Genomic DNA, 23,612 nt, shown 5'->3' on the forward strand with positions numbered 1-23,612 from the left:
CCGCGATTCAGTCCCGCGGGAAGCGGGCGTCGAGCCAGGCGAGCAGATCGGCCTGCACGTCGCCCCGGACCGCCTCGTTGAAGATCTCGTGACGAGCACCGGGGTAGACGAGCGTCGTCACATCCGTCAGGCCCGATCGCGTGCGGTAGGCGTCGGCGAGGCGATGGACGCTGCGAGGCCCGCCGACGGTGTCGTCCCGGCCGACCATGAGCAGCACCGGGACGTCGACACCGAGGTCGCGTCGGGGTCGGCCGATGAGCTTGAGCGTCTCGACCGGCCCGAACAGGCGGGGCAGCGCGGTCGTCGTCGTGAGCGGGTCGTCCAGGAAGCTCTGCTGGACGGCGGCATCCGTGCTCAGCCACTCGACGCCGTTCGCGCCGGGCGCCTTCCACGGCGCGTTCAGGTCGCCCGAGTTGAGCGATCCGGGCCAGCGCAGCGCCGACCCCGACAGCACGAGTGCCGCGTATGCCTCGGGCCGGTCGTCGAACAGCATCTGCGCGAGGAATGATCCCCACGAGTGGCCGAGGAGCACGATCGGCGCCCCGGGATGGTCGCGCTCGATGATGCGGGTCAGCTCGGCGCAGGCGTCGCGCGCGGCATGCAGCCCTCCCCGACCGAGCTTGCCGAGCTTGCTCGGATCACCGTGCTGCCGGATGCCGGTGCGGCCATGACCCCGGTGGTCATCGGCGTAGACGGTGAAGCCCGCTGCGGTGAGGATCCCGGCGAGTTCGGCATACCGGCCCGCGTGCTCGCCGACACCGTGCAGCAGCTGCACGACGGCCCGCTGCTCGCCATGCGCGGGATGGATGTCGTAGACGATCGCGACCCCGTGCGCGTCGATGAACTCGGGCATGCGGCGAGTCTACGTTTCCGGCCGTCGCATTCCGGACACCACAGACCGTTAGCAAGACTAATGAGCTAAGCTAAACATCACAGATGAGCACCTCTTCCCCCGCTTCCGCCCCACCGACCGCCATCGATCTCGCGCACGACGCGACCGACCTCCGCATGGCGACCTTCCGCCTCGCACGGCGGCTCCGCGCGCAGCGTGCCGTCGATTCGATGAGCGACGGGCAGTACGCCGTGCTCGCGAACCTGCACGTGCACGGTCCGCACACGCTCGGCGAGCTGGCCGACCGCGAGCGCGTATCGGCACCGTCGATGAACCGCACCGTCAACCACCTCGAAGAGCTCGGGTACCTGACCCGGACACCCGACGACGGCGACCGCCGCAAGGTGAACATCGCCCTCACCGACGAGGGCCGCACCGTCGTGATCGAGACGACCCGCCGTCGCGACTCCTGGCTCGAGCACGCGCTGGAAGAGCTCGAACCGGCCGACCGTGAGACTCTCGCGGCCGCCGCCGTCATCATGCGGGCGGTGGCCGACCGATGAGCTCCGCAATGTTCCGCTCCTTCTCGGTGTTCAACTACCGGGTGTGGTTCTTCGGCGCCCTCGTGTCGAACGTCGGCGCGTGGATGCAGGCCACAGCGCTCAGCTGGGTCGTCCTCACCGGCCTCACCGACAACGACGCGGGAGCGATGGGCGTCACGATGGCGCTGCAGTTCGCCCCGCCGCTCCTGCTCGTGGGCGTCACCGGGTGGGTCGCCGACCGTTTCGACCGGCGCCGTCTGCTCGTGGTCACGCAGAGCTCGCTCATGCTCGTCGGGCTGGTCATCGGCACGCTGCTGCTCACGGGCGTCATGACGCTCCCGCTCATGTACGTCTTCGCGTTCACGCTCGGCATGATCTCGGCCTTCGACAATCCGGCGCGCCAGGCGTTCGTCTCCGACATCGTCGCGCGCGAGATCGCGGCCAATGCGGTCGCGCTCAACGCGGCATCCTTCAACGGAGCGCGCATGATCGGCCCCGCTGCCGCGGGAATCGTCATCGTCGCGGTCGGCACCGGCTGGGTGTTCTTCATCAACGCGGCGACGTTCCTCGCGATGATCGTGGCGCTGTTCCTCATCCGACCCGGCGAGCTCATCCCGCGGGTCACCTCTCCCGGCGCGGCGCGCCTCGCCGACGGCTTCCGGTACGTGCGCGGACGCCCCGACCTCATGGTGACGTTCGCGATGGTGTTCCTCCTCGGCGCCTTCGGTATGAACTTCCCGATCTTCGCCTCGACGATGGCGATCGAGTTCGGACGCGATGCCGACGGGTACGGCCTCCTCAGCTCGATCCTGGCGATCGGATCGCTCGCGGGCGCCCTGATGGCAGCACGTCGCGATCGCGCCCGCATCCGCGTCGTGATCTTCGGCGCCGGACTCTTCGCGCTCGCCGCAGCGGTGTCGGCCTTCATGCCGGACTACTGGCTGTACGCGGTGACCCTGATGTTCACCGGGTTCGCGGTCGTGACCACCCTCACGACGGCCAACGGGTACGTGCAGACCACGACCGACCCGGCGCTGCGCGGCCGCGTGCTCGCGCTGTACATGGCGATCCTCATGGGCGGCACGCCCATCGGCGCGCCGATCGTCGGGTGGGTCGCCGACCAGTTCGGGCCGCGCGCGGCCATCGGCCTCGGTGCCGTCGCCGCCTTCGTCGCGTTCGGGGTCGGGGTGACGTGGATGCTCGTCTCCGGACGCGTGCACCGCTCGAGCTCGCGCCGGTTCGCCCTCTCGCTCGACGAGACGCGTCCGATCTCGGTCGTCGCCCCGGAGGAGTTCAGCGACGAGGTCGCGGGCACGACGCCCATCTCCCTGCCCGACGCCACGTCCGACCGCCCCCGCCGCTCCCGCTGACGCCCGCGCCCGCGCCCGATACATCCGTCGGACGGGTGGGGCCGGTGAGCATTCGCACTGCCTCACCGGCCCCACCCGTCACTCCGGCCCTGCAGATGTATCAGGGCATCAGGCCTGAGCGGGACGCCTCAGCACATCCGGGCGAAGTAGGGCACGTCGTAGGTGGCGTGGTAGCCGACACCGTCGACCCACTGATACGCCGTGACGGTCGCCGACCCGGGCACGAGCGAGTCGCGGCCCGAGTCGAAGAGCCGGTACGCCGCGTCGGCCGCCGCGACCTTCCGCTGCGCGTGCTCGCCGCCGACCGCGGCCAGCCGCACGTCGACCGGCGCCCCCGCCTGATTCGCGGCATGGACCGCGACGTGCACCGCGCCGTTGACGCACTGCGACCGCGCGCTGACTCGGAGTGGCACCGGCTGCCCCTCTCGCACTGTGGCCGTCGCCGACGGCTGCGACTGCGCCGCCGAGCCGAAGGTGCCCGCAGGCGTGACGGTCGCGGTCCACTCCCCCGGCGGGACCGTCGCGAACCGCGCAGAGCGAGCCTCGGTCCCGACCTGCTGCTCGATCATGTCGCCCGCCTCCGAGCGGAGGATGACGGTGAAGCCGGTGACCTCGGCGCCGGCATCCGTCGTCTTCCAAGTGACGTTGACGCCGGTCGAGTCGACCCCGATGCCGGGCGTCGCGACGGGCGCGGGAGCAGGCCGCAGCGGCACACCGGCGAAGTCCATGCCCGAGGCGAGGTGGAAGCCGGTGTAGCTCGGCTGGTTGTAGGTCGTCTGCTGACGGGCGACCTCGGCGCGGTACTGCGGATCGTGCATGAGCGTGTACAGCTTGTGCTCGGTCACCTCGGTCGAGACGTACACCCGCAGCGCCGACGAGTCGGCCGTGCGCACGACCAGCTCTTCGCGCCAGTCTCCCAGCACGTCGGCGACGAGTCCGGGGTTGCCCTTCGTGCCGTTGTTGGCGAGGGTTCCGGATGCCGTCAGTACGGTGCCGCGCGCCCAGTCATCGATCGTCGGGGTGACGTCACCGCTGCCGTTCACGATCTGCGTCGTGAGGTCGCCGCCCCAGCGGATCGAGGCGTTGGTGCCGGGCGTCGCCGCCGAGAGCACCTCGCCCTGGGCGGTCAGCAGGCCCGAGGCATCCGTTCCGCCGGGCATGCTCGACCAGACCTCCATGCCGGGCACATCGGGGCGGACGTCGCCGATCATCCCGCGCCCGGTGTCACGGCCCGAGTAGGCGCCGAAGATGACCTCGCCGGTGGCGGCATCCCGCAGTGCCGTACCGTACGGCGCGTACGCTCCGCCCTCGTGCACGGTGAAGATCTCCAGACCCGGGCGGGACGGGTCGATGTCGGCGACGTGCATCGCGTCGCCGTGACCGAGGCGCGCCATCTCGCCCGGCGTCGCCGATCCCTCGGGCATCTCGGCGAACGAGCTGTAGAGCAGGCTGCCGTCGTCGTCGAGCGTCGCCGATCCGTAGACGATCTCGTGGCGGCCGTCTCCGTCGACATCCGCCGCCGACAGACTGTGGAAGCCCTGCGTCGTGATCGAGCCGTACACGGGATCGGTGCCGTCGACCCCGTGGGGACCGTCGTTGAACGGGTTGGTCATCGGGGCATGCCCACTGTCGACGAACCACCGTTTCGAGAGGTTCTCGCCGTCCCAGTCGTAGGTCGCGATCGTCGTGCGGGTGTAGTAACCGCGAGCGAACACCGCCGACGGGCGCTCACCGTCGAGATAGGCGACGCCCGCCAGGAACCGGTCGACCCGGTTGCCGGGCTCGATGCGCGACATCGCGTAGTCGCCCCACAGCAGGCCGTCGTCGCCGCGGTCCGGCTCGTAGCGCACGGTCTGCAGTTCGGCTCCGCTCTCGCCGTCGAAGACGGTGAGGTACTCGGGCCCGTCGAGGATGAAGCCCTCGAAGTTCCGCAGGACGTTGCGGGCGCTGCGGCTCGGCGCGTACACGTCGATGAAGTGATCGACGAGGGCGCGGGCGTCGGCATCCGACAGCGGGTAGTCGTAGCGCGGCTCGATGCCGAAGGCCTCTTCCAGGGTGGCCGGCCACTGGCCCGAGACGACTTCGTCGCGCGTCGACCATCCGCGGAACATCTCCTCGAGGTGGTCGGCGTAGTCGGCGGCGCTCATGCGGTAGTCATCGGTGTGGGCGTAGCCCGCCGCGACATCCTCGTCCGGCATCGTGACGTACTGCTCCGAGGCCACCGAGCCGTCGTCGGCGTAGGTGATCGACTTCGTCCCGGGCGCGGTCTTGAGCATCGTCTCCGACCGGCCGTCACCGTCGAAGTCGTAGACGAGGAACTGCGTGTAGTGCGCGCCGGCACGGATGTTCGGACCGAGGTCGAGCCGGTTCAGCAGGCGCCCCTCGAGGCTGTAGGTGTCGATGTAGACCCCGCCGGTGTACCCGACCTGCGAGACATCCTTGGAGTTCGAGGGATCCCACTTCACGATGAACTCGTAGCGCCCGTCACCGTCGACGTCACCGACGGAGACGTCGTTGGCCGAGTAGGTGTACTCCTCGCCCGCCGGGGTCACGCCGCCTTCGGGCCGCTGCAGCGCGATGTCGAGGAAGCCGGCATCCATCGCGATCGCGGCCTCGCTCGCCGCCGCCTCGACGCCCGCCGTGACCGGCGCCACGCGATAGACGGATGCCGCCGTCCCGGCGTCGTCGCGGTAGTTCGTGCTGTCGGTGACGGTGGCGATCGGAACGTCGTCGCGGTAGACGACGAAGTCGGTGCCCGAGAGGCCGGTCTCGCCGGCACCGCTGGCCTCGCCCGCGAGCAGACGCCAGCTGAGGAAGACGCCCTCGTCCGTCGGCACGGCGACCAGGCCGCGATCGAGGGTCTCGAGCCGCGGTATCGGCGCGGACGGCGGCGCCTCGACCCCTGCCGCGGGAAGCGTTGCGACGCCCCCGACCGTGAGGGTCGCCGTGGCGAGCGTGCCCGCGGCGAGGCCGGCGAGCAGCGAGGAGCGGAGTCTGTTCTTCATTGAATGGATCCCATCGGAATGCGCTTTCCTGCGTTCCGATGAGCCTAGGCGCACCTCCCCCGCGCGCCGATGAGTCTTCTCTCATCCGGTCCGCGCGGCCTCCACCCGATGGTGCCGAGGTCCCACTTGGGCCGGTAAAGCGGCGCGCAGAACCGGCCGAACGGGGACCTCGCGGGGCGACAGGGCCCCGCGAGGCGACGGTGCCTCGCGGGGCGACAGGATGCCGCGGTCAGCCGGTCGAGTCGCGGACGACGAGCTCGGGGCGGAAGCGCACGCGGCGCTCGTGCTCGCCGGCGGGATCGTCGAGGCCGCGCAGCAGGAGGTCGACGGCGCGGTATCCGATCTCGTGGGCGGGCTGGCGGATCGAGCTGAGCGGCACGACGGTGGCCGACGCGAAGTCGATGTCGTCGTAGCCGATGAGCGCGACCTCCTCGGGCACGCGAAGCTGCCCGAGGACCGCGAAGGCCTGCAGCACTCCGACGGCGAGCAGGTCGTTCGCCGCGAACACGGCATCGACGCGGTCCTCTCCGCGGCGGTCGCGCAGCTGCTCGCCGGCAGCACGGCCGTGCAGCACCGACAGGGCGGGCACGGCGAGCTCTTCCAGGTGGGCACCGGCGACTTCGGCCACCGCGCGCCGCGCACCCTCGAGACGATCGGCGACCTGACGGATCGACACCGGTCCGCGGACGAACGCGATGCGCCGACGCCCGCGGGCCAGCAGGTGCGACACGGCGAGATAGCCGCCCTCGACGTCGTCGACCGACACCGAGGCGAAGACGTCGTCGGGCACCTCGCGGTCGACGAGGACGACCGGGACCCCCGCCGCCTGCAGCCCACGCAACCGGTCCAGGCCGTCGCTCGCGGGGGTCACGAGCACGCCGTTGACGCGCTGCTCGCGGAAGAGGTCGAGATACGCCGACTCGCGCTCGGGCTTCTCGTCGCTCGTGCTGAGCAGGACCGCCATGCCGCTCTCGGCAGCACGCTCCTCCGCGCCCCGCGCGACCTCGGCGAAGAACGGGTTGCCGATGTCGAGCACCACGAGGCCGATCGACCGGCTGCGTCCGGCCCGCAGCTGTCGGGCCGCATCGTTGCGGACGAACCCCAGATCGGCGATGGCCTGCTGCACGCGCGCGACCATCTCCGGCGACACGCGCGTCGGGTTGTTGAGGACGTTCGAGACGGTCCCCACCGAAACGGATGCCGCGACCGCGACATCCCGCACGCTCACTGCCATGCACACCACCGTAGCGCGAGCACGACGGCAACGGCAGGATGTGGGTAAGCGCTTGCCGTTTGTGCCCGCGCGCACAACCCGCTACGCTCGTGAAACGATTCACACCAGCTCACCAAGGAGCCTCGACGATGAGTGCATCTACCCACCGGGTCTGCTTCTCGCTGCAGATCCATCCGGACCTGCTCGACGAGTACGTCGCCCGGCACACCCCCGTCTGGCCCGAGATGCTGGCGGAGATCGCCGCGTCCGGCCGCCGCAACTACTCCCTGTTCCTCGGTGAGGGCGGCCGGTTGATCGGCTACTACGAGGTCGACGACGACACCGCGGCTCAGGCGTACCTCGCCGCGTCGCCCGTCGCAGCCCGCTGGGAAGCCGAGATGGCCCGCTTCTTCGTCGGACTCGAGGGGCGTCCCGATCAGGCCGCCACGCCCCTCACCGAGGTCTTCAACCTGCACGACCAACTCGCGGCGACCGCCATCGGCGCGGCGACCGCCACCGGCACGGCCCCGACGACATCCACCGAAAACCCCGACGAAAGCGACGACGCATCGTGAGCACCCTTTCCCCCGACCACTTCGCCCTGCTCGAGCGCCAGGGCATCGAGCTGCCCAGCTGGGCGTTCGGCAACTCGGGCACGCGCTTCCGCGTGTTCCCCACCGCGGGCACGCCGCGCGATCCGTTCGAGAAGATCGCGGATGCCGCCGAGGTGAACCGTGTCACCGGGCTCGCCCCGGCCGTCGCGCTTCACATCCCGTGGGACAAGGTCCACGACTTCGGCGCCCTGCGCCGCCACGCCGAGGATCTGGGCGTTGCGCTCGGCACGATCAACTCGAACACGTTCCAGGACGAGGACTACAAGTTCGGGGCGCTGACCCACGAGGATGACGCGATCCGCCGCAAGGCCATCGACCACCACCTCGAGTGCATCGACGTGATGGATGCCACGGGCTCCCGCGACCTGAAGATCTGGCTGGCCGAGGGGTCGAACTACCCCGGGCAGAACGACATGCGCGCGCGTCAGGACCGCCTGGCCGATTCGCTGCAGCGGATCTACGACCGCCTGTCGGGCGAGCAGCGCCTGGTGCTGGAGTACAAGTTCTTCGAGCCGTCGTTCTACCACACCGACGTCCCCGACTGGGGGACGAGCTACGTGCAGGTGGCGGCGCTCGGCGAGCGCGCGATGGTCTGCCTCGACACCGGGCACCACGCCCCCGGCACGAACATCGAGTTCATCGTCATGCAGCTGCTGCGCCTCGGCAAGCTCGGCTCGTTCGACTTCAACTCCCGCTTCTACGCCGACGACGACCTCATCGTGGGCGCGGCCGACCCGTTCCAGCTGTTCCGCATCCTCGTCGAGGTGCTGCGCGGCGGCGGCTTCGACAACCCCGATGTCGTCTTCATGCTCGACCAGTGCCACAACATCGAGGCGAAGATCCCGGGCCAGATCCGCTCGGTGCTCAACGTCCAGGAGATGACCGCCCGCGCGCTGCTCATCGACGCCGACGCCCTCGCCGCCGCCCGCACCGCGAACGACGTCCTCGGGGCGCAGGCGGTGTTCATGGACGCGTTCTACACCGACGTCCGCCCGGCCCTGGCCGAGTGGCGCGAGTCGCGGGGTCTTCCCGCCGACCCGATGGCCGCCTACGCGGCATCCGGCTACCAGGAGAAGATCGAAGCCGACCGCGTCGGCGGCACCCAGGCCGGGTGGGGCGCATGAGCACGACCCGCACCCGCCGCCCGCTGAGCGCCTGGAAGGCGACGATCGCCGTCGCCATGTCGAACTACATCGAGGCCGGCGCGATCATCGCGCTCGCCACGAGTCTGACGCTGTGGCAGGAGGCCTTCGGCTTCGACGACGGGGTCGTCGGCATCGTGGCCGCCCTGTCGGCCAACGCCTTCGGCGCCGCGATCGGCGCTGCGATCGGCGGTCCCCTCTGCGACCGCCTGGGCCGCAAGTTCATCTACACCTACGACCTGATCGTGTTCATGCTCGGAGCTCTCGCCGTCACGTTCGCACCGAACCTCGGGGTCCTGCTCGTCGGCGTCATCCTCATGGGCATCGCGGTCGGCGCGGGCGTTCCGGCGTCATGGACCTACATCGCCGAGGAGGCACCCAACGAGCACCGTGCCGCACACGTGGGCACGGCGCAACTCGCCTGGTCCATCGGCCCGGCGGTCGGGTTCCTGCTCGCGGTCATCGTCGGCCCGCTGGGTCTGCTCGGTTCGCGCCTGATCTTCTTCCACCTCTTCGTCATCGCCGCCGTGACGTGGTGGGTGCGCCGCGGACTCCCCGAGTCGCGCCGGTGGAAGAGCCAGCGCGAGGCCGCGCTCGTCGCGGGCGAACGCCCGTCGTTCTTCTCCGGCATCGTGGGCTTGCTCAAGGAACCGAATAACTGGGGCGCCCTCGCCTTCCTCATCGGCGTCTACGGCCTCTGGAACACCGTCGCGGGCCAGGCCGGCATCTTCCAGCCGCGTGTGTACGACGCCGCGGGCCTCCACGACCCGATGCAGCAGAACCTGCTGCAGGTGCTCGTCTGGAGCCTCACGGCAGCCGCGACTTTCTTCGGCTTCATGCGCTTCGGCGACCGGGTGCGCCGCAAGTGGCTGTACCTCGGCGGTGCGGCGCTCGGCGTCGTGGCGTGGGCGGTGCTGATCTACGCTCCCCCGGGCCTGTTCTCGCTGCTGTTCTTCGCCGTCGCGTGGGGTGTCTCCGCCGGCGTCGGGGCGCAGGCGTTCTACGGTCTGTGGACCGCCGAGCTGTTCGCCACCCGCTACCGCGCGAGCGCGCAGGGCGTGCTCTTCATGCTCGCCCGGGTCATGGTCGGGCTCCTGAGCCTCGTCTTCCCCGTCCTGCTGTCGGGACTGGGACTCGCCGGACTCGGCGTGATCATCCTCGGGCTGCTCGTCGCCGCGCTGCTGATCGGAACCATCTGGGCGCCGAACACCGAGGGCAAGTCACTCGAGGACATCGAGCTCGAGCGCTACGGCCGGCATGTCCCGACTCCCGCGGAAGAGCGGGTCGCCCGGTGAGCGCCCCCTCCCCGGCCGCGCCCTCGCCCACGTCCGAGGCGGGCGGGCTCATCCGGCTCTACCGCGCGGCCGAACCCGACGGCACCGGATTGGTATGGATGCACGGCGGCGGCTTCGCGTTCGGCGACCTCGACATGCCCGAAGCGGATGCCGTCGCTCGCGGGCTCGCCGCGGCGGGGACGACGGTCTTCTCCGTCGACTACCGCCTCGCCCCGGTGCCGCCCGCGTGGGACGGCGCCGACCAGCAGACGGACGACCGCAGCGGCAACCGCTACCCGGCGGCATCCGACGACGTCCTGCGGGCTTGGCAGTGGGCGGCGTCTCACGCCGAGGAGCTCGGTGTGACGCGCCTGGCGATCGGAGGCGCGAGCGCGGGCGCGAACCTCGCGACGGGCGCGACTCTGCGCCTGCTCGGCGAGGGCGGCATCCTGCCCCGCCTCGTCGTGCTGGCCTACCCCACCCTCCTCGCCGTGCAGCCCGCCCCCGGGCCCGCGCTGCGCGCCGCTCTCGCCGCTCACCCCGAGCACGACCGGTTCGGGGCCGACATCGTCCGTGAGATGTACGAGAACTACCTCGGCCACTCGGTGATCGGCGCGCCGATCGCGGCCGTTCCGGGCCTCGCGTCGACCGACGAGCTGCGTGGCTTCCCTCCGACGCTCATGATCAACAGCGAGATCGACGAGCTGAGCGTCTCGGGCGACGTGTTCGCCGCGACGCTGCGGGCCGCCGGCGGCGATGTCGACGTCGTCGTCGAGCCGGGCACCGATCACGGCCACCTCAACCGGCCCGAGCATCCGGGTTTCGCCGCATCGATGGCACGCATCGTGCAGCGATTCGCTGCCCTCGCCGCATCCTGACCTCCCCTCCCTACCCCGAAGGAAAGCCATGACCTCCGCCGCAGCCGCCGACCTCATCGCGCGCAGCAACCGCCTGGGCTCCGACCCGAAGAACACCAACTACGCCGGGGGCAACACCTCCGCCAAGGGCACCGACATCGACCCCGTCACCGGTGAGCCCGTCGAGCTGCTGTGGGTCAAGGGATCGGGCGGTGACCTCGGCACGCTGACCGAGTCGGGGCTCGCGGTGCTGCGCCTCGACCGGATGCGGGCGCTGGTGAACGTGTACCCCGGTGTCGAGCGCGAGGACGAGATGGTCGCCGCGTTCGACTACTGCCTGCACGGCAAGGGCGGGGCGGCTCCCTCGATCGACACCGCGATGCACGGGCTGGTGGATGCCGCGCACGTCGACCACCTGCACCCCGACGCCGGCATCGCCATCGCGACCGCCGCGGACGGCGAAGAGCTGACCGCGAGGATCTTCGGCGACGGCACCGGTTCACAGCGCGTGGTCTGGGTGCCGTGGCGGCGACCGGGCTTCCAGCTCGGCCTCGACATCGCAGAGATCAAGGCGCAGAACCCGCAGGCGATCGGCTGCATCCTCGGCGGGCACGGCATCACGGCGTGGGGCGACACCTCGGATGAAGCCGAGGCGAACAGCCTCTGGATCATCGAGACCGCGCAGGCATACATCGACGAGCACGGCGCGGCCGAGCCCTTCGGCGGCGTGCGCGCCGGGTTCGAGGCGCTGCCCGAGACTGAGCGCCGAGCCCGCGCAGCCGCCCTCGCGCCCACGATCCGCGGCATCGCCTCGACCGACAAGCCCATGGTCGGCCACTACACCGATGCCGACGTCGTGCTCGACTTCCTGGCATCCGAGAAGGCTCCCGCCCTCGCTGCTTTGGGCACGAGCTGCCCCGACCACTTCCTGCGCACGAAGGTCAAGCCCCTCATCCTCGACGTTCCCGCGACGGCAACGGCCGAGGAGCAGATCGCCCGCCTGCACGAGCTGCACGCCGAGTACCGCGCCGACTACCAGGCGTACTACGACGCACATGCCGACGCGGACTCGCCGGCGATCCGCGGCGCCGACCCGCTCATCGTGCTGGTTCCGGGCGTGGGCATGTTCTCGTACGGGGCGAACAAGCAGACCGCACGCGTTGCGGGTGAGTTCTACATCAACGCGGTCAACGTCATGCGCGGCGCCGAGGCCCTCTCAACCTACGCGCCGATCTCGGACGCGGAGAAGTTCCGCATCGAGTACTGGGCCCTCGAAGAGGCCAAGCTCCAGCGGATGCCCAAGCCCAAGACCCACCAGGGACGCATCGCGTTCGTCACGGGAGCGGCATCCGGCATCGGCAAGGCCATCGCCACCCGGCTCGCCGCTGAAGGTGCATGCGTCGTCGTCGCCGACCTCGACCTCGAGAAGGCGCAGGCCGCGGCCGCGGAGCTCGGCGGCACCGACGTGGCGATCGGCGTCGCAGCCAACGTCGCCGACGCGGACGGCGTGCAGGCGGCGATCGACGCGACGCTGCTGGCGTTCGGGGGCATCGACCTCGTCGTCAACAACGCCGGTCTGTCGCTGTCGAAGCCGCTGCTGGAGACGACCGAGAAGGACTGGGACCTTCAGCACGACGTCATGGCCAAGGGCTCGTTCCTCGTCTCGAAGGCCGCGGCGAAGGCGCTCATCGAGCAGAGGATGGGCGGCGACGTCATCTACATCTCCTCGAAGAACTCCGTCTTCGCCGGGCCCAACAACATCGCGTACTCGGCGACGAAGGCCGACCAGGCCCACCAGGTGCGGCTGCTGGCGGTCGAGCTCGGCGAGCACGGCGTGCGCGTCAACGGCATCAACCCCGACGGCGTCGTGCGCGGCTCGGGCATCTTCGCCTCCGGCTGGGGCGCCAACCGCGCCGCAACCTACGGCGTCAACGAGGAGGACCTCGGCCAGTTCTACGCCAACCGCACGATCCTCAAGCGCGAGGTCGTCCCCGAGAACGTCGCCGATGCTGTGTTCGTGCTCACCGGCCCCGAGCTCTCCCGCACGACCGGCCTGCACATCCCCGTGGACTCCGGCGTCGCCGCCGCCTTCCTCCGATGAGGGCAGGCATTCGAATGCACGGCTTCGCGCCGAGTGCACGGCATCCGCACGCCTCGAAGTCGTGCGCTCGGCGACAGGCCGTGCACTCGCGGGAAGGATGCCGCGGATGAGAGCATCAGGGAATGTGGTGGCGGTTGACCTCGGGGCCACCAGCGGGCGGGTCATCGTCGGGCATGTGGGGGCTGACGCGCTCCGCACCGAGACGGTGGCGCGGTTCGCCAACGATCCGGTGCACGCGGGCGACGGCCTCCACTGGAACCTCGTGGGGATGTACGGATCGGTGCTGGGCGGTCTGCGCGAGGCCTTCCGCGCGACGCCCGAGATCGCCTCGATCGGGGTCGACTCGTGGGCCGTCGACTACGCGTTGCTGCGCGGCGGGCGGATGCTGGGCGAACCGTTCCACTATCGCGACGAGCGCACCGCCCGCGGGGTCGAGAGCGTGCACGCGCGGTTTCCGCACGCCGAGCTCTTCGAGCGGAACGGCCTACAGTTCCTGCCGTTCAACACGCTGTACCAGCTCGCCGCTGAGGACCCGAAGGTGCTGGCGTTCGCCGACACCGCCCTCCTCGTACCCGACCTCGTCGGGTACTGGCTGACCGGCGAAGCCCGTGCAGAGCAGACCAACGCGTCGACGACCGGACTCCTGCGGGTGCTGCGGGCCTCGTGGGACGGCGCCCTCGTCTCGGCGCTCGGCATCCCCCGCGGCATCCTCCCTCCGCTCATCGCGCCGGGCGATCGGCTGGGCCCGCTGCGTGCGGACGTCGCAGCGTCGATCGGGGCGCCGAGCGACACGCCCGTGACTGCCGTCGGATCGCACGACACCGCCTCGGCCGTCGTCGCCGTGCCGATGCAGCCGGATGCCGCGGCCTACATCTCGTGCGGCACGTGGGGTCTCGTGGGCGTCGAGGTCGACCACCTCGTGCTGACCCGCGCCGCTCTCGAGGCGAACTTCACGAACGAGGGCGGCGTCGACGGCCGCGTGCGCCTCCTGCACAACGTCATGGGCCTGTGGGTCCTGAGCGAGGCCGTGCGGCAGTGGGAGCGCCGCGAGGGACACCGCATCGATCTGCCGACCCTGCTCGACGCCGCACGCGAGGCGGACGGCGTCGTCTTCGACGTCAACGACCCGCGTTTCCTCGCGCCCGGCGAGATGACCTCGCGCATCGACGCCTGGTGCGCCGAGCACGACGTCGCGCCGCCGCGCACGCGAGCGGAGTACACCCGGTCGATCGTCGAGTCGCTCGCGCAGGCGTTCGCCGACGCCGTGGCCGATGCCGCGCGCCTCGGCCGCGTCGACGTACGGACGATCCACATCGTCGGCGGCGGGGCGCTCAACGAGCTGCTGTGCCAGCGCACTGCCGACCGCGCCGGGATGCCGGTGCTCGCCGGCCCCGTCGAGGCGACGGCACTCGGCAACGTCCTGGTGCAGGCCCGCGCCGCGGGGTTCGTCTCGGGCTCGCTCGAGGCGCTGCGTGACCTCGTCGCCCGCACGCACGCGCCGCGTCGCTACGAGCCCCGCGCCTAGCCGCGGAGCCCGTTCGCGATACATTCGCCGGACCGGCGGTGCGGGAGTGGCCTCAGGCGGCCGCCGACACCACTCCTGCCACGCCGATCCGACGGATGTATCGGCACCACGGCCGGATCGCGTGTCAAGGGGTGCCGCGCGCGGCGACCGCGCGCGTAACGTCGCGGCCATGAGCAGCCACGACACCCCGGCCGGCGGCGCCGGCGACAGCGCGATCCCCTCCGAAGAGCCCACCGGCGACCGTCACCTCGACGATCCCAGCGCCGAGCAGTCGATCACCGATGACGCGCCCCGAGGCGGCGACGAGACCACCGAGGACGAGCTCACGGCCGACAACGCCGCCGAAGAGGACATGCTGAAGACCCTCGACCCGGGCGACCCGCCCGCCTGATCCACTTCTCCATCGAGACGGCCGGTTCCCCGCGGGACCGGCCGTTTTCGCGCTGCGCGAACCTCATCTTGTGTCCGCAATTTTGCTAGCTATTCTAGCAATCATGGAAACTTCGGCACGCCGCCGGTGGGCGGGACTCGTCTTCATCAGCATCGCCGTCGCACTCATCATCGTGGACTCGACGATCGTCAACGTCGCCGTCCCCTCGATCGTCGACGACCTCGGCATCACCTCCACTCAGGTGCAGTGGGTCCAGGAGGCGTACACCCTCGTGTTCGCCTCCCTGCTGCTCGTCTTCGGCAGCGTCGCCGATCGGGTGGGTCGACGACGGATGCTGCTGACCGGCGTCGTCGTCTTCGCGCTGGCCTCGGTCGGCGCGGCGCTCGCGTCGAGCGGTGACCTGCTCATCCTCGCCCGCTTCGTTCAGGGCGTCGGCGGCGCGATGATCCTCCCGACCACCCTCTCGCTCCTGAACGCGACGTTCCGCGGCCGCGAGCGCGGCATCGCCTTCGCCGTCTGGGGCTCGACGATCGGCGGCATGGCCGCCGTCGGGCCGCTGCTCGGCGGCTGGCTGACCACGACGTTCTCGTGGCACTGGGCCTTCGGCATCAACATCCCCCTCGGCATCCTCATCGTCGTGGGCGTCCTGCTGACGGTCGCGGAATCGCGCGGCGGCGCCGCAGGCGTCGACGTCGTCGGAGCCGTCCTGTCGGTCATCGCCATGGGCACCCTCGTGTTCGGCCTCATCGAGGGACGCACCTACGGCTGGTGGACGGTCGACCAGCGGCCCGAGCTCTTCGGTGCGTCGTGGCCATGGGACCTCTCCCCGGTCCCGATCGCGTTCGCCGTCTCCGCCGTGACGATCGCGGTCTTCATCGCCTGGGGCGTGCGCCGTCGCCGGGTCGGCAAGCCCACTCTTCTGGCCTTCGGGCTCTTCGGCATCCCGTCGTTCCGCAACGGCAATCTCGCCGCCCTCGTCGTCGCGCTCGGCGAGTTCGGCATCATCCTGGCCCTTCCCCTGTGGCTGCAGTTCGCGCTCGGATTTGAGGCGGTCCAGACGGGCCTCGTGCTGCTCGCCCTGGCCGCGGGCTCGTTCGTCGCCAGCGGGCTCGCCGGCGCCCTGTCGGGCAAGGTCTCGCCGGTCTGGATCGTTCGCGCGGGCCTGGCCGCCGAGATCGTCGGCGTCGTCGGCGTGGCCCTCGTCATCGCCCCCGATGCGACGTGGGGCCCGCTCGTCCCGGCGCTGTTCGTCTACGGGATCGGCGTCGGCCTCGCGACGGCGCAGCTCACCGGCGTCGTCCTCGCCGATGTCCCCGTCGCCGAGGGAGGGCAGGCGTCCGGAACCCAGTCCACCGCACGCCAGCTCGGCGCCGCGCTCGGCATCGCGATCCTCGGGACCATCCTGTTCTCGACGACCTCCGGCGCCCTCACCGCCAAGCTCGACGATCGCGGCATCCCCGCCGAGCAGCGCGATCAGGTCGTCAGCGCGGTCGTCGAGAGCGCGGGCGGCGCGATCGCGGGCCTCGAGGCCTCGCCGCAGACCGCCGACGTCGCGACCGACGCGAAGGCTGCCCTCTCCGACGGTACGCGCGCCGCGAGCTTCGCCGCGGCCGGCTTCCTCGTGCTGGGCCTCGCGGCGACGGCATCCCTCGGCCGGGGCGCCCGCCGCGAGCCGGTCGAAGCGGATGCCGCGGAGGTCACGCCTCGCGCGTGATCGTCACCGTGACGTGCAGAGCGCTCTTGTACGGGCCCGCGAAGACCCCGCGCAGCGGCGGGACGTCGTTGTAGTCTCGGCCGCGCCCGACCAGCACGTGCCGGTCGCTGATCTCGACGTTGTTGGTGGGGTCGAAGCCCTGCCAGTCACCGGCGAACCACTCGATCCACGCGTGCGACTCGCCCGTCACCGGCACGCCGACCTGAGCGTCGGGATCGGGATGCAGATAGCCCGAGACGTACCGCGCCGGGATGCCGACGCTCCGCAGAGCGCCGAGCGTGATGTGCGCGATGTCCTGGCACACGCCCGTGCGCTGGGGCCACGACTCCGCGGCGGTGGAGTGCACCCCGGTGACGCCGGGCATGTACTCGACGGCATCCCCGATCGCGATCGCGATCGCGTGGGCCGCCGGCCCCGGCTCGTCGTGCGACGCCGCGATCTCGCGCGCCAGCGCCACCACCTCCGGATGCGGCGCCGTGCGCGCCGTCTGCCCGAGTTGTTCAACCGTGTGGATCGAGCGCTCCGTCTCCGCGGCGAGCTCCTCCCACGAGATCTGCCGGTGCTCGATGGGGCGCGGCCGAACCTCGACCAGCGAGCGGGCCGTGATCGACAGCGCGTGATGCGCGGCGAGCACGTCGAACGCGGCGACCCGGGTGCCGAAGTAGTCCACGTAGTGGTTGACGGCCGTCGTCGGGTCGATGTCGAGCTGCGAACTCAGCACGAACTGGCTGTCGGTCGAGCCCGGCAGCATCCGCGCCTCGTTGTACGACGCGGCGACGTCGCCGGGATAGGTGAATCCGGTCGCGTGCTCGATGCGCAGACGCTTCACGAGGTCTCTCCGATCCAGTTCGGTTCCGCCGCCGTGGGGAAGAATCGACCGCGGATCGCTTCGGAGGCCTCGCGGGTCACCTTCTGCACGTTGTCCATGTGCTCGGGCAGCTCGGAGAGGATCTCGCCGAGCGGCCGGTACTCGAGGTCGTTGCGGATACGGCCGAGGGCCCGCAGCACCGCATTGGAGTGCCCCACCCGGTCGGCGACGGGGTCGATCGCGCTCATGCACTCCTCGGCACGTTGGATCGAGTGGATGATCGAACGCGGGAAGAGACGGTCGAGCAACAGGAACTCCGCCGCGTTGCGCGCGCTCGGCATCCCGCGATACGTGCGCAGGTACGCCTCGTACGCACCGCAGGAGCGGAGGATCGTCGTCCACGAGGGGCCGGACTCCTCCGTCAGCGAGCGGGTCGCGAGCAGCCGCGCGGTCATGTCGGTGCGCTCGATCGAGCGGCCCAGCGTGAAGAACTGCCAGGCCTCGTCGCGACTCGTCGACGAGTCGGTGACCCCGACGGCGAGCGCCGCGCGCTCGCGCACCCAGTGGAAGAACTCGTGCACCTTCTCGGCGTTGAGTCGCCGCGGCATCCGCGAGTAGGTGGTGTTGAGGGTCTCCCACAGCTCGGTCGAGACGATCTCGCGCGCGCGGCGGGCGTTCTCGCGCGCCGACTGCAGCGAGTACGCGATGCTGGACGGATTGGTGCGGTCGACCGCGAGCCGGGTCAGCACGTCCTGACGGGTGACGGTATCGAGCCCCTCGGGCGGGAACGACCCCATGACCGACAGGAGCGACCGGCAGGCGGTGTCCTCGTCGATCCAGGGGTCCTCGAGCAGCAGCTGCAGGTGGACGTCGAGGATGCGGGCGGTGCCGTCGCTCCGCTCGATGTAGCGTCCGATCCAGAAGAGGCTCTCGGCGATGCGGCTCAGCACGTCGCACCTCCGGTCTGCTGCTGCTGCTCCTGCTGCTCGCTCAGGCCGCCGGGGTGGTCCTGCGGCGAATGGGCCGGCTCGTCCTGCTCGTCGTAGATAATCGGGATCGCCTGCGTCGACGCCTGATCGGCGACGAGGCCGGCGAGGTTGCCCTGGCTGTACTCGACCGTGCGCGGCGCCTCACCGCCGACGACCCACGTGTCCTTCGATCCGCCGCCCTGACTGGAGTTGACGACGAGCTGCCCCTCCGGCAGCGCGACGCGCGTGAGGCCGCCCGGCAGCACCCACACCTCTTCGCCGTTGTTGACCGCGAACGGGCGCAGGTCGGCGTGGCGGGGGCGCATGCCGTCCTCGACGAGCGTGGGGATCGTCGAGAGCATGACGACGGGCTGCGCGATCCACCCGCGCGGATCGGCCAGCAGCTTCTTGCGCAGCTTCTCGAGCTCGGCGGGCGAAGCGTCCGGGCCCACGACGAGTCCTTTGCCGCCCGACCCGTCGACGGGCTTCACGACGAGCTCGTCGAGCCGGTCGAGCACCTCTTCGAGCGCGCCCGGGTCCTCGAGCCGCCAGGTGTCGACGTTCTTGAGGATGGGCTCCTCCGCGAGGTAGTACCGGATGAGGTCGGGCACGTAGGTGTAGAGCAGCTTGTCGTCGGCGACGCCGTTGCCCACGGCGTTGGCGATCGTGACGTTGCCCAGGCGTGCGGCGAGCATGAGGCCCGGGGCGCCGAGCATGGAGTCGGCACGGAACTGCAGCGGGTCGAGGAAGTCGTCGTCGACTCGGCGGTAGATGACGTCGACGCGCTGCGGACCCCGGGTCGTGCGCATGAACACCTTGCCACCCGAGCAGACCAGGTCGCGGCCTTCGACGAGCTCGACGCCCATGAGACGCGCGAGCAGCGTGTGCTCGAAGTACGCGGAGTTGTAGACGCCCGGCGTCAGCACGACGACGTTGGGGTCGTCGACTCCGGGGGGCGAGGAGGCCCGCAGGGCCTGGAGGAGCTTGTTCGGGTAGTCGCCGACGGGTCGGACCCGCATCGAGACGAACAGCTCGGGCAGGGTCTGCGCCATGACGCGGCGGTTCGAGATGACGTAGCTGACCCCCGAGGGGACGCGCACGTTGTCCTCGAGCACGCGCATCTCGCCGTGCTCGTCGCGGATGAGGTCGATGCCCGAGACCTGGATGCGCACGCCGTTGGCGGAGCGGATGCCGGCCGCCTGACGGTAGTAGTACTGCGACGAGGCGATGAGCTTCGCGGGCAGCACGCCGTCGCGGACGCAGAACTGATGTCCGTAGGCGTCGTCGAGGAAGGCCTCCAGCGCACGCACGCGCTGCTTCACGCCCGACTCGACGTGCGACCACTCGTCGTAGTCGATGACGCGGGGAACGGCATCGAGCGGGAAGGGGCGCTCCTCCCCCGCGAAGTCGAACGTGACGCCCTGCGCGAGGTACGAGCTCGCGAGCGATTCGGTGCGGCCGCGGAGCTCCTCCTGGGTCATCTGCGCGAGCGCCTGATACAGCTCGCGGTACGCCGCGCGCGAGCTGCCGGGGGCGGGCATCGTGCCCGAGACCTCGAACATCTCGTCGTACGGCGGCACCCCCGATACGGTCTTGCGCGGCGTCAGCGTCGAGCCGTATCCGTCGAAGAGGTCACCCATGGATGCGAGCCTAATCCGGGCTGTGTTGCGTCAGTATTTCCCGACCTGTTTCCCCCGCCGTGTTGACATCCGGCGCGCGGGCCGGGCCGGCGGGATCAGGCCGCGAGCACGACGCGCAGCTGCTCGATCGCCCAGTCGAGCTCGGTCGCCCGGATGACCAGCGGCGGAACCAGCACGATCGTCGCGTCGCCGACGACATCGACGAGGACGCCGCGCGCGACGAGGCGCCGGGCGACCTCGGCTGCGGTGACGACCGTCGGGTCGACGTCGACGCCCGCCCAGACCCCCGCGGTCCGGACGGCCACCGCGCCCGCCCCGACGAGGGCCTCAATGCGTCCGGCGAGATGTTCGGCGAGAGCACGGGCCCGGTTCTGCACCTCGCCCGCCTCGATCATCTCGACCACGCGGTGCGCGATGGCGCTCGCGAGCGGAGACACGGATGCCGGGTCGGCGGCCTCACCGAGCAGCGTGCGACTCCCGACGACGGCGGCGACGGGGACGATGCCGCCGCCGAGCGCCGGGCCGATCACACGGAGGTCGGGCGCCGCTCCCGTCCCCGCGAGCGCGACGGTGTCGCCGAGCCTGCCGAGGCCGCTGCGCGTCTCGTCGAGGATCAGGGCGATCCCGCGATCGGCGGTCGCCTGCCGTGCGGCTTCCAGGTATCCCGCGGGCGCGCCGACCACCCCCGCCGCGGCCTGCACGGGTTCGAGGACGACGGCGGCGACCGTGTCGTCGAGCGCCGCGGCGAGCGCGTCGATGTCGCCGAACGGCACCGTGACAGCACCCGACGCCGCAAGCTCGGGGTGGGAGCCCGCCGCGACCACGACGGTCGTCCGGAGCGCTGCGCCGAGCGCCGCCTCGACGGCGGCGCGCAGTGCGTCCCGTCCGGTGGCGGCCGGCAGCACCGCCTCAGCCCCCAGCAGCGCAGCCAGCGCGTCGGCGAATCCGTCGGCGCGGTCGTCGGCGACGACGGTGCTCGTGCTGGTCAATCGGCCCAGCTGCTCGGTGGCGACGGCGAGCAGAGCGGGATGGCGGTGCCCGAAGGTGAGCGCCGGATCGGCGGTCAGGTCGAGGTATCGGCGCCCCTCGACGTCGGTCACCCACGCTCCCTCGCCCGTCGCGACCATGACCGGCAGGAGCGGCGGCGCTCCCGCGAGAGCGCGCTTCGCGCTGTCCATGTTGTTCGCGTCCGGCGTCGGGTGGTGGTCGGCGATCGTCATTCGGACTCCTGGCTTCGGCGGTCGCGCACGCGGCGGCGGGTCGCCGCGCGGCCGGCATCCATTCTCCCCCGGCACGCTCTGGGGCCGCTGAGGACTGCGACGACGACCCGCGGTAGCCCCCTGACCCGATTGCGCAAGGTCCTGCCCGTTCGTCGTCGCGCCTGACAGGCTGGAGCCACACCACCGCGAATCGTCGAAGGAGACCCATGCAGCAGCGCACCCTCGGACCGTTCACCGTCTCGGCCATCGGCCTGGGCGGGATGCCCGTCTCGATGAACAACGACAAGCAGATCCCCGACCGGAAGGATGCCGTCGCGACGGTGCACGCCGCGCTCGACGCGGGCATCACCCTGCTCGACACCGCCGACATCTATGCCCCGAGCTGGGACACGATGGGGCACAACGAGGAGATCATGGCCGAGGCTCTGGCCACGTGGGGCGGCGACCGCTCTCAGATCGTGGTGGCGACGAAGGGCGGCATCACCCGCAGCGACGGCGAGAAGTGGGGCCGGGACGGCTCGCTCGACTACCTCCGGAAGGCGGTCGAGGCCTCGCTCCGGGCGCTCCGAGTCGACGTGATCGACCTCTACCAGTACCACCGCCCCGACCGCTGGATGGTCTACGGCGAGGTCATGGAGAACTTCAAGACCTTGCAGCAGGAGGGCAAGATCCGCGCGATCGGCATCTCCAACGCCAGCGTCGAGGAGATCGAGATCGCCCAGCAGGTGCTCGGCGAGGGCAACCTCGCGAGCGTGCAGAACGAGTTCTCGCCGCGGCATCCGGGCAGCTACGACGAGCTGCGCTACTGCGCCGACCGCGGCATCGCATTCCTCCCGTGGAGCCCCCTGGGCGGAACGGGCGGTGGCGCACGGTCGATCGGTGATCGCTTCGCGGTCTTCGGCGAGGTCGCCCGCGCCCACGACGTGAGCCCGCAGCAGGTCGTGCTCGCGTGGGAGCTGGGGCTCAGCGACACCGTCATCCCGATTCCGGGAGCGCGCCGCGCCGCGTCGATCGTCGACAGCGCGAAGGCCGTGCACCTCGAGCTCTCGGGCGACGAGCGCGCACGCCTGTCGCACTCGGTCGGCATCGACGCCTGATCCGGCGCACGCCGCTCACGGCCCGAGGCGATCTCAGGCCGTGAGCGGATGCTCGCCGACGACGGCATCCGGGTTCATGGGAATCGGCCCGTGGATGCGGGGCCGCCCGTCGACCCGCGTCACCTCGACGCCGTGGCGCGCGAGGCCCGCGACGCTGCAGTCGATCCGCAGGAGCGGCAGCCGCACGTCGGCGTAGACGGTTGCGACGACGTCGGCGACGTCGGCGGGGTCGCAGGCCCGGATGTACTCGCCCGGTTCCCACGGCACGCCCCGCGTCGCGACCTCGTACTCGCCGAACTTGCGGCTCATGCCCCAGTCATCGGCGATCGCGATGTGGCAGACGATCTCGTCCATGGCGCCTCCTTAATGAAACGCCACCGTATCATTCTGCTAGCCTGTCGTCATGCCCTCGACCGGAGATCGACGCCGCGGCCGCCCGCCCGCCCATGAACAGGCCGCGCGCGACGCCCGCATCGTCGCGGTGGCGGCAGACGTCTTCGTCGAGGTCGGCTTCCACGCCGCCTCGCTCGACGCGATCGCGCAGCAGGCGGGCGTGACCAAACGCACGATCTACGAACGCATCGGCGACAAGTCGGCGCTGCTGGGCGCCGCGGTGACCGATGTGCACGGCTACCTCGATGTCGCGGCCCGCGACCTCCGGCACGCCTGCACACTCATCGCGACGGCGCTGTTCGCCGACCGTGCGATCGGCCTGCACCGCGCGGCCGTCGCGGTCGCGCTCGACGACCCCGCGGTCTCGCGTGCGTTCTACGACGCCGGCCCGATCGCGGCGCAGCGTTACCTCGCGTCCCACCTGGACGGCGACGACCGTCGCGCCGAGCATCTGTTCGGTGCCCTGCTCGGCGAACCGCACCGTCGACGCCTCCTCGGCCTCGACCCCGAGCCGGCGGCCGCGTCGCTCGACGCCCACGTCGACGCCGTACTCGCCGCCTTCGTCTGAGGCGCCGAGCAGCGCTCAGCTCGGCTCGGCTCGGCTCGGCTCAGCGAGAGACGGAGGCCGGAGCGGACTCGAGCCGGTCGAGGGCGGCCGCGGCACGGGCGGCAGCCGAGCGGCGCAGGATGCCGTGGACGAGCAGCACCGTTCCCGCGCCGACACCAACGAGCACGGGCAGGTTGAGCCCCGGCGAGAGCGCCAGCGCGATGACGGTGATCGCGAGCGCCACCGCCCCGAGCCCGATGAACAGGCCACCGAGGAGCGACTCGCGCTCGACCGACAGGCGGGCGAGGATCAGCGTGGGTGCAGCGGCTGCGTCATCCGTCATCCCGCCACGCTACCGA

21 protein-coding genes are annotated in these 23,612 nt (G+C 71.0%); 12 read left to right on the plus strand and 9 right to left on the minus strand.

Translation table 11 applies throughout. The features are described 5' to 3' along the window. Positions 1-7: 7 nt before the first annotated feature. Entirely contained in the window at positions 8-853 is an 846-nt protein-coding gene (locus ACI2K6_RS06815; protein ID WP_274178307.1) for an alpha/beta fold hydrolase, read from the minus strand. Positions 854-936: 83 nt separating this feature from the next. On the opposite strand from ACI2K6_RS06815, the gene ACI2K6_RS06820 reads away from it, so the two are divergent. Next, a complete protein-coding gene (locus ACI2K6_RS06820; RefSeq protein WP_112616303.1) occupies positions 937-1,395 on the plus strand; it encodes a MarR family winged helix-turn-helix transcriptional regulator in 459 nt (152 codons plus the stop codon). Positions 1,396-1,403: 8 nt separating this feature from the next. Beyond that, on the plus strand, positions 1,404-2,744 hold the full coding sequence (locus ACI2K6_RS06825; RefSeq protein ID WP_274178306.1) for an MFS transporter: 1,341 nt from the start codon (positions 1,404-1,406) through the stop codon (positions 2,742-2,744). A gap of 128 nt (positions 2,745-2,872) precedes the next feature. Here ACI2K6_RS06825 and ACI2K6_RS06830 read toward each other — a convergent pair whose 3' ends face one another. Beyond that, entirely contained in the window at positions 2,873-5,749 is a 2,877-nt protein-coding gene (locus tag ACI2K6_RS06830; RefSeq protein WP_404568307.1) for a rhamnogalacturonan lyase, read from the minus strand. 229 nt (positions 5,750-5,978) lie between these two features. After that, a complete protein-coding gene (locus ACI2K6_RS06835) occupies positions 5,979-6,983 on the minus strand; it encodes a LacI family DNA-binding transcriptional regulator (RefSeq protein WP_274178305.1) in 1,005 nt (334 codons plus the stop codon). 128 nt (positions 6,984-7,111) lie between these two features. On the opposite strand from ACI2K6_RS06835, the gene ACI2K6_RS06840 reads away from it, so the two are divergent. From ACI2K6_RS06840 to ACI2K6_RS06875, 8 genes are all read left to right on the plus strand, one after another. Continuing rightward, positions 7,112-7,537: an L-rhamnose mutarotase gene (locus ACI2K6_RS06840; RefSeq protein WP_404568308.1), complete on the plus strand. Its 426-nt coding sequence runs from the start codon at positions 7,112-7,114 to the stop codon at positions 7,535-7,537. Then, complete coding sequence (gene rhaI / locus ACI2K6_RS06845) at positions 7,534-8,700, plus strand: L-rhamnose isomerase (RefSeq protein WP_378717170.1); 1,167 nt, start codon at positions 7,534-7,536, stop codon at positions 8,698-8,700. The genes ACI2K6_RS06840 and rhaI overlap by 4 nt, the downstream gene beginning before the upstream one ends. Continuing rightward, a complete protein-coding gene (locus ACI2K6_RS06850) occupies positions 8,697-10,013 on the plus strand; it encodes an MFS transporter (protein ID WP_404568309.1) in 1,317 nt (438 codons plus the stop codon). Before rhaI ends, ACI2K6_RS06850 begins: the two co-directional genes overlap by 4 nt. After that, positions 10,010-10,870 (plus strand): alpha/beta hydrolase fold domain-containing protein, encoded by an 861-nt coding sequence (locus ACI2K6_RS06855; RefSeq protein ID WP_404568310.1) that lies wholly within the window; start codon positions 10,010-10,012, stop codon positions 10,868-10,870. The genes ACI2K6_RS06850 and ACI2K6_RS06855 overlap by 4 nt, the downstream gene beginning before the upstream one ends. A gap of 28 nt (positions 10,871-10,898) precedes the next feature. After that, positions 10,899-12,950: a bifunctional aldolase/short-chain dehydrogenase gene (locus tag ACI2K6_RS06860; RefSeq protein ID WP_404568311.1), complete on the plus strand. Its 2,052-nt coding sequence runs from the start codon at positions 10,899-10,901 to the stop codon at positions 12,948-12,950. Positions 12,951-13,056: 106 nt separating this feature from the next. Further along, positions 13,057-14,475, plus strand: a complete 1,419-nt coding sequence (locus tag ACI2K6_RS06865; protein ID WP_404568312.1) for a rhamnulokinase family protein — start codon at positions 13,057-13,059, stop codon at positions 14,473-14,475. A 169-nt stretch (positions 14,476-14,644) separates the two neighbouring features. Further along, a complete protein-coding gene (locus ACI2K6_RS06870) occupies positions 14,645-14,866 on the plus strand; it encodes a hypothetical protein (protein WP_112616291.1) in 222 nt (73 codons plus the stop codon). A gap of 103 nt (positions 14,867-14,969) precedes the next feature. Then, positions 14,970-16,580 (plus strand): DHA2 family efflux MFS transporter permease subunit, encoded by a 1,611-nt coding sequence (locus tag ACI2K6_RS06875; RefSeq protein ID WP_404568313.1) that lies wholly within the window; start codon positions 14,970-14,972, stop codon positions 16,578-16,580. On the opposite strand, the gene ACI2K6_RS06880 is transcribed toward ACI2K6_RS06875, so the two are convergent. From ACI2K6_RS06880 to ACI2K6_RS06895, 4 genes are all read right to left on the minus strand, one after another. Then, positions 16,564-17,409 (minus strand): transglutaminase family protein, encoded by an 846-nt coding sequence (locus ACI2K6_RS06880; protein ID WP_112616287.1) that lies wholly within the window; start codon positions 17,407-17,409, stop codon positions 16,564-16,566. The genes ACI2K6_RS06875 and ACI2K6_RS06880 overlap by 17 nt on opposite strands. Beyond that, positions 17,406-18,338: an alpha-E domain-containing protein gene (locus tag ACI2K6_RS06885; RefSeq protein WP_112616285.1), complete on the minus strand. Its 933-nt coding sequence runs from the start codon at positions 18,336-18,338 to the stop codon at positions 17,406-17,408. The genes ACI2K6_RS06880 and ACI2K6_RS06885 overlap by 4 nt, the downstream gene beginning before the upstream one ends. Beyond that, positions 18,332-19,996, minus strand: a complete 1,665-nt coding sequence (locus ACI2K6_RS06890) for a circularly permuted type 2 ATP-grasp protein (protein WP_404568314.1) — start codon at positions 19,994-19,996, stop codon at positions 18,332-18,334. The genes ACI2K6_RS06885 and ACI2K6_RS06890 overlap by 7 nt, the downstream gene beginning before the upstream one ends. Positions 19,997-20,091: 95 nt before the next feature. Further along, entirely contained in the window at positions 20,092-21,216 is a 1,125-nt protein-coding gene (locus ACI2K6_RS06895; protein ID WP_404568315.1) for an aminotransferase class III-fold pyridoxal phosphate-dependent enzyme, read from the minus strand. Between the two features lie 206 nt (positions 21,217-21,422). On the opposite strand from ACI2K6_RS06895, the gene ACI2K6_RS06900 reads away from it, so the two are divergent. Next, positions 21,423-22,313 (plus strand): aldo/keto reductase, encoded by an 891-nt coding sequence (locus tag ACI2K6_RS06900; RefSeq protein WP_404568316.1) that lies wholly within the window; start codon positions 21,423-21,425, stop codon positions 22,311-22,313. Between the two features lie 33 nt (positions 22,314-22,346). Here the strand turns inward: ACI2K6_RS06900 and ACI2K6_RS06905 are convergent, their stop codons facing one another. Beyond that, positions 22,347-22,667, minus strand: a complete 321-nt coding sequence (locus ACI2K6_RS06905; RefSeq protein WP_404568317.1) for a hypothetical protein — start codon at positions 22,665-22,667, stop codon at positions 22,347-22,349. A 49-nt stretch (positions 22,668-22,716) separates the two neighbouring features. On the opposite strand from ACI2K6_RS06905, the gene ACI2K6_RS06910 reads away from it, so the two are divergent. Beyond that, positions 22,717-23,274, plus strand: coding sequence for a TetR/AcrR family transcriptional regulator (locus ACI2K6_RS06910; protein WP_274178295.1), 558 nt, complete (start codon positions 22,717-22,719; stop codon positions 23,272-23,274). 40 nt (positions 23,275-23,314) lie between these two features. Here the strand turns inward: ACI2K6_RS06910 and ACI2K6_RS06915 are convergent, their stop codons facing one another. After that, positions 23,315-23,596 (minus strand): hypothetical protein, encoded by a 282-nt coding sequence (locus ACI2K6_RS06915; protein ID WP_274178294.1) that lies wholly within the window; start codon positions 23,594-23,596, stop codon positions 23,315-23,317. Positions 23,597-23,612: the final 16 nt, after the last annotated feature.

Origin of the sequence: Microbacterium sp. NPDC006705 (assembly GCF_044903545.1) — a bacterium.
Classification (GTDB): Bacteria; Actinomycetota; Actinomycetes; order Actinomycetales; family Microbacteriaceae; genus Microbacterium; species Microbacterium plantarum.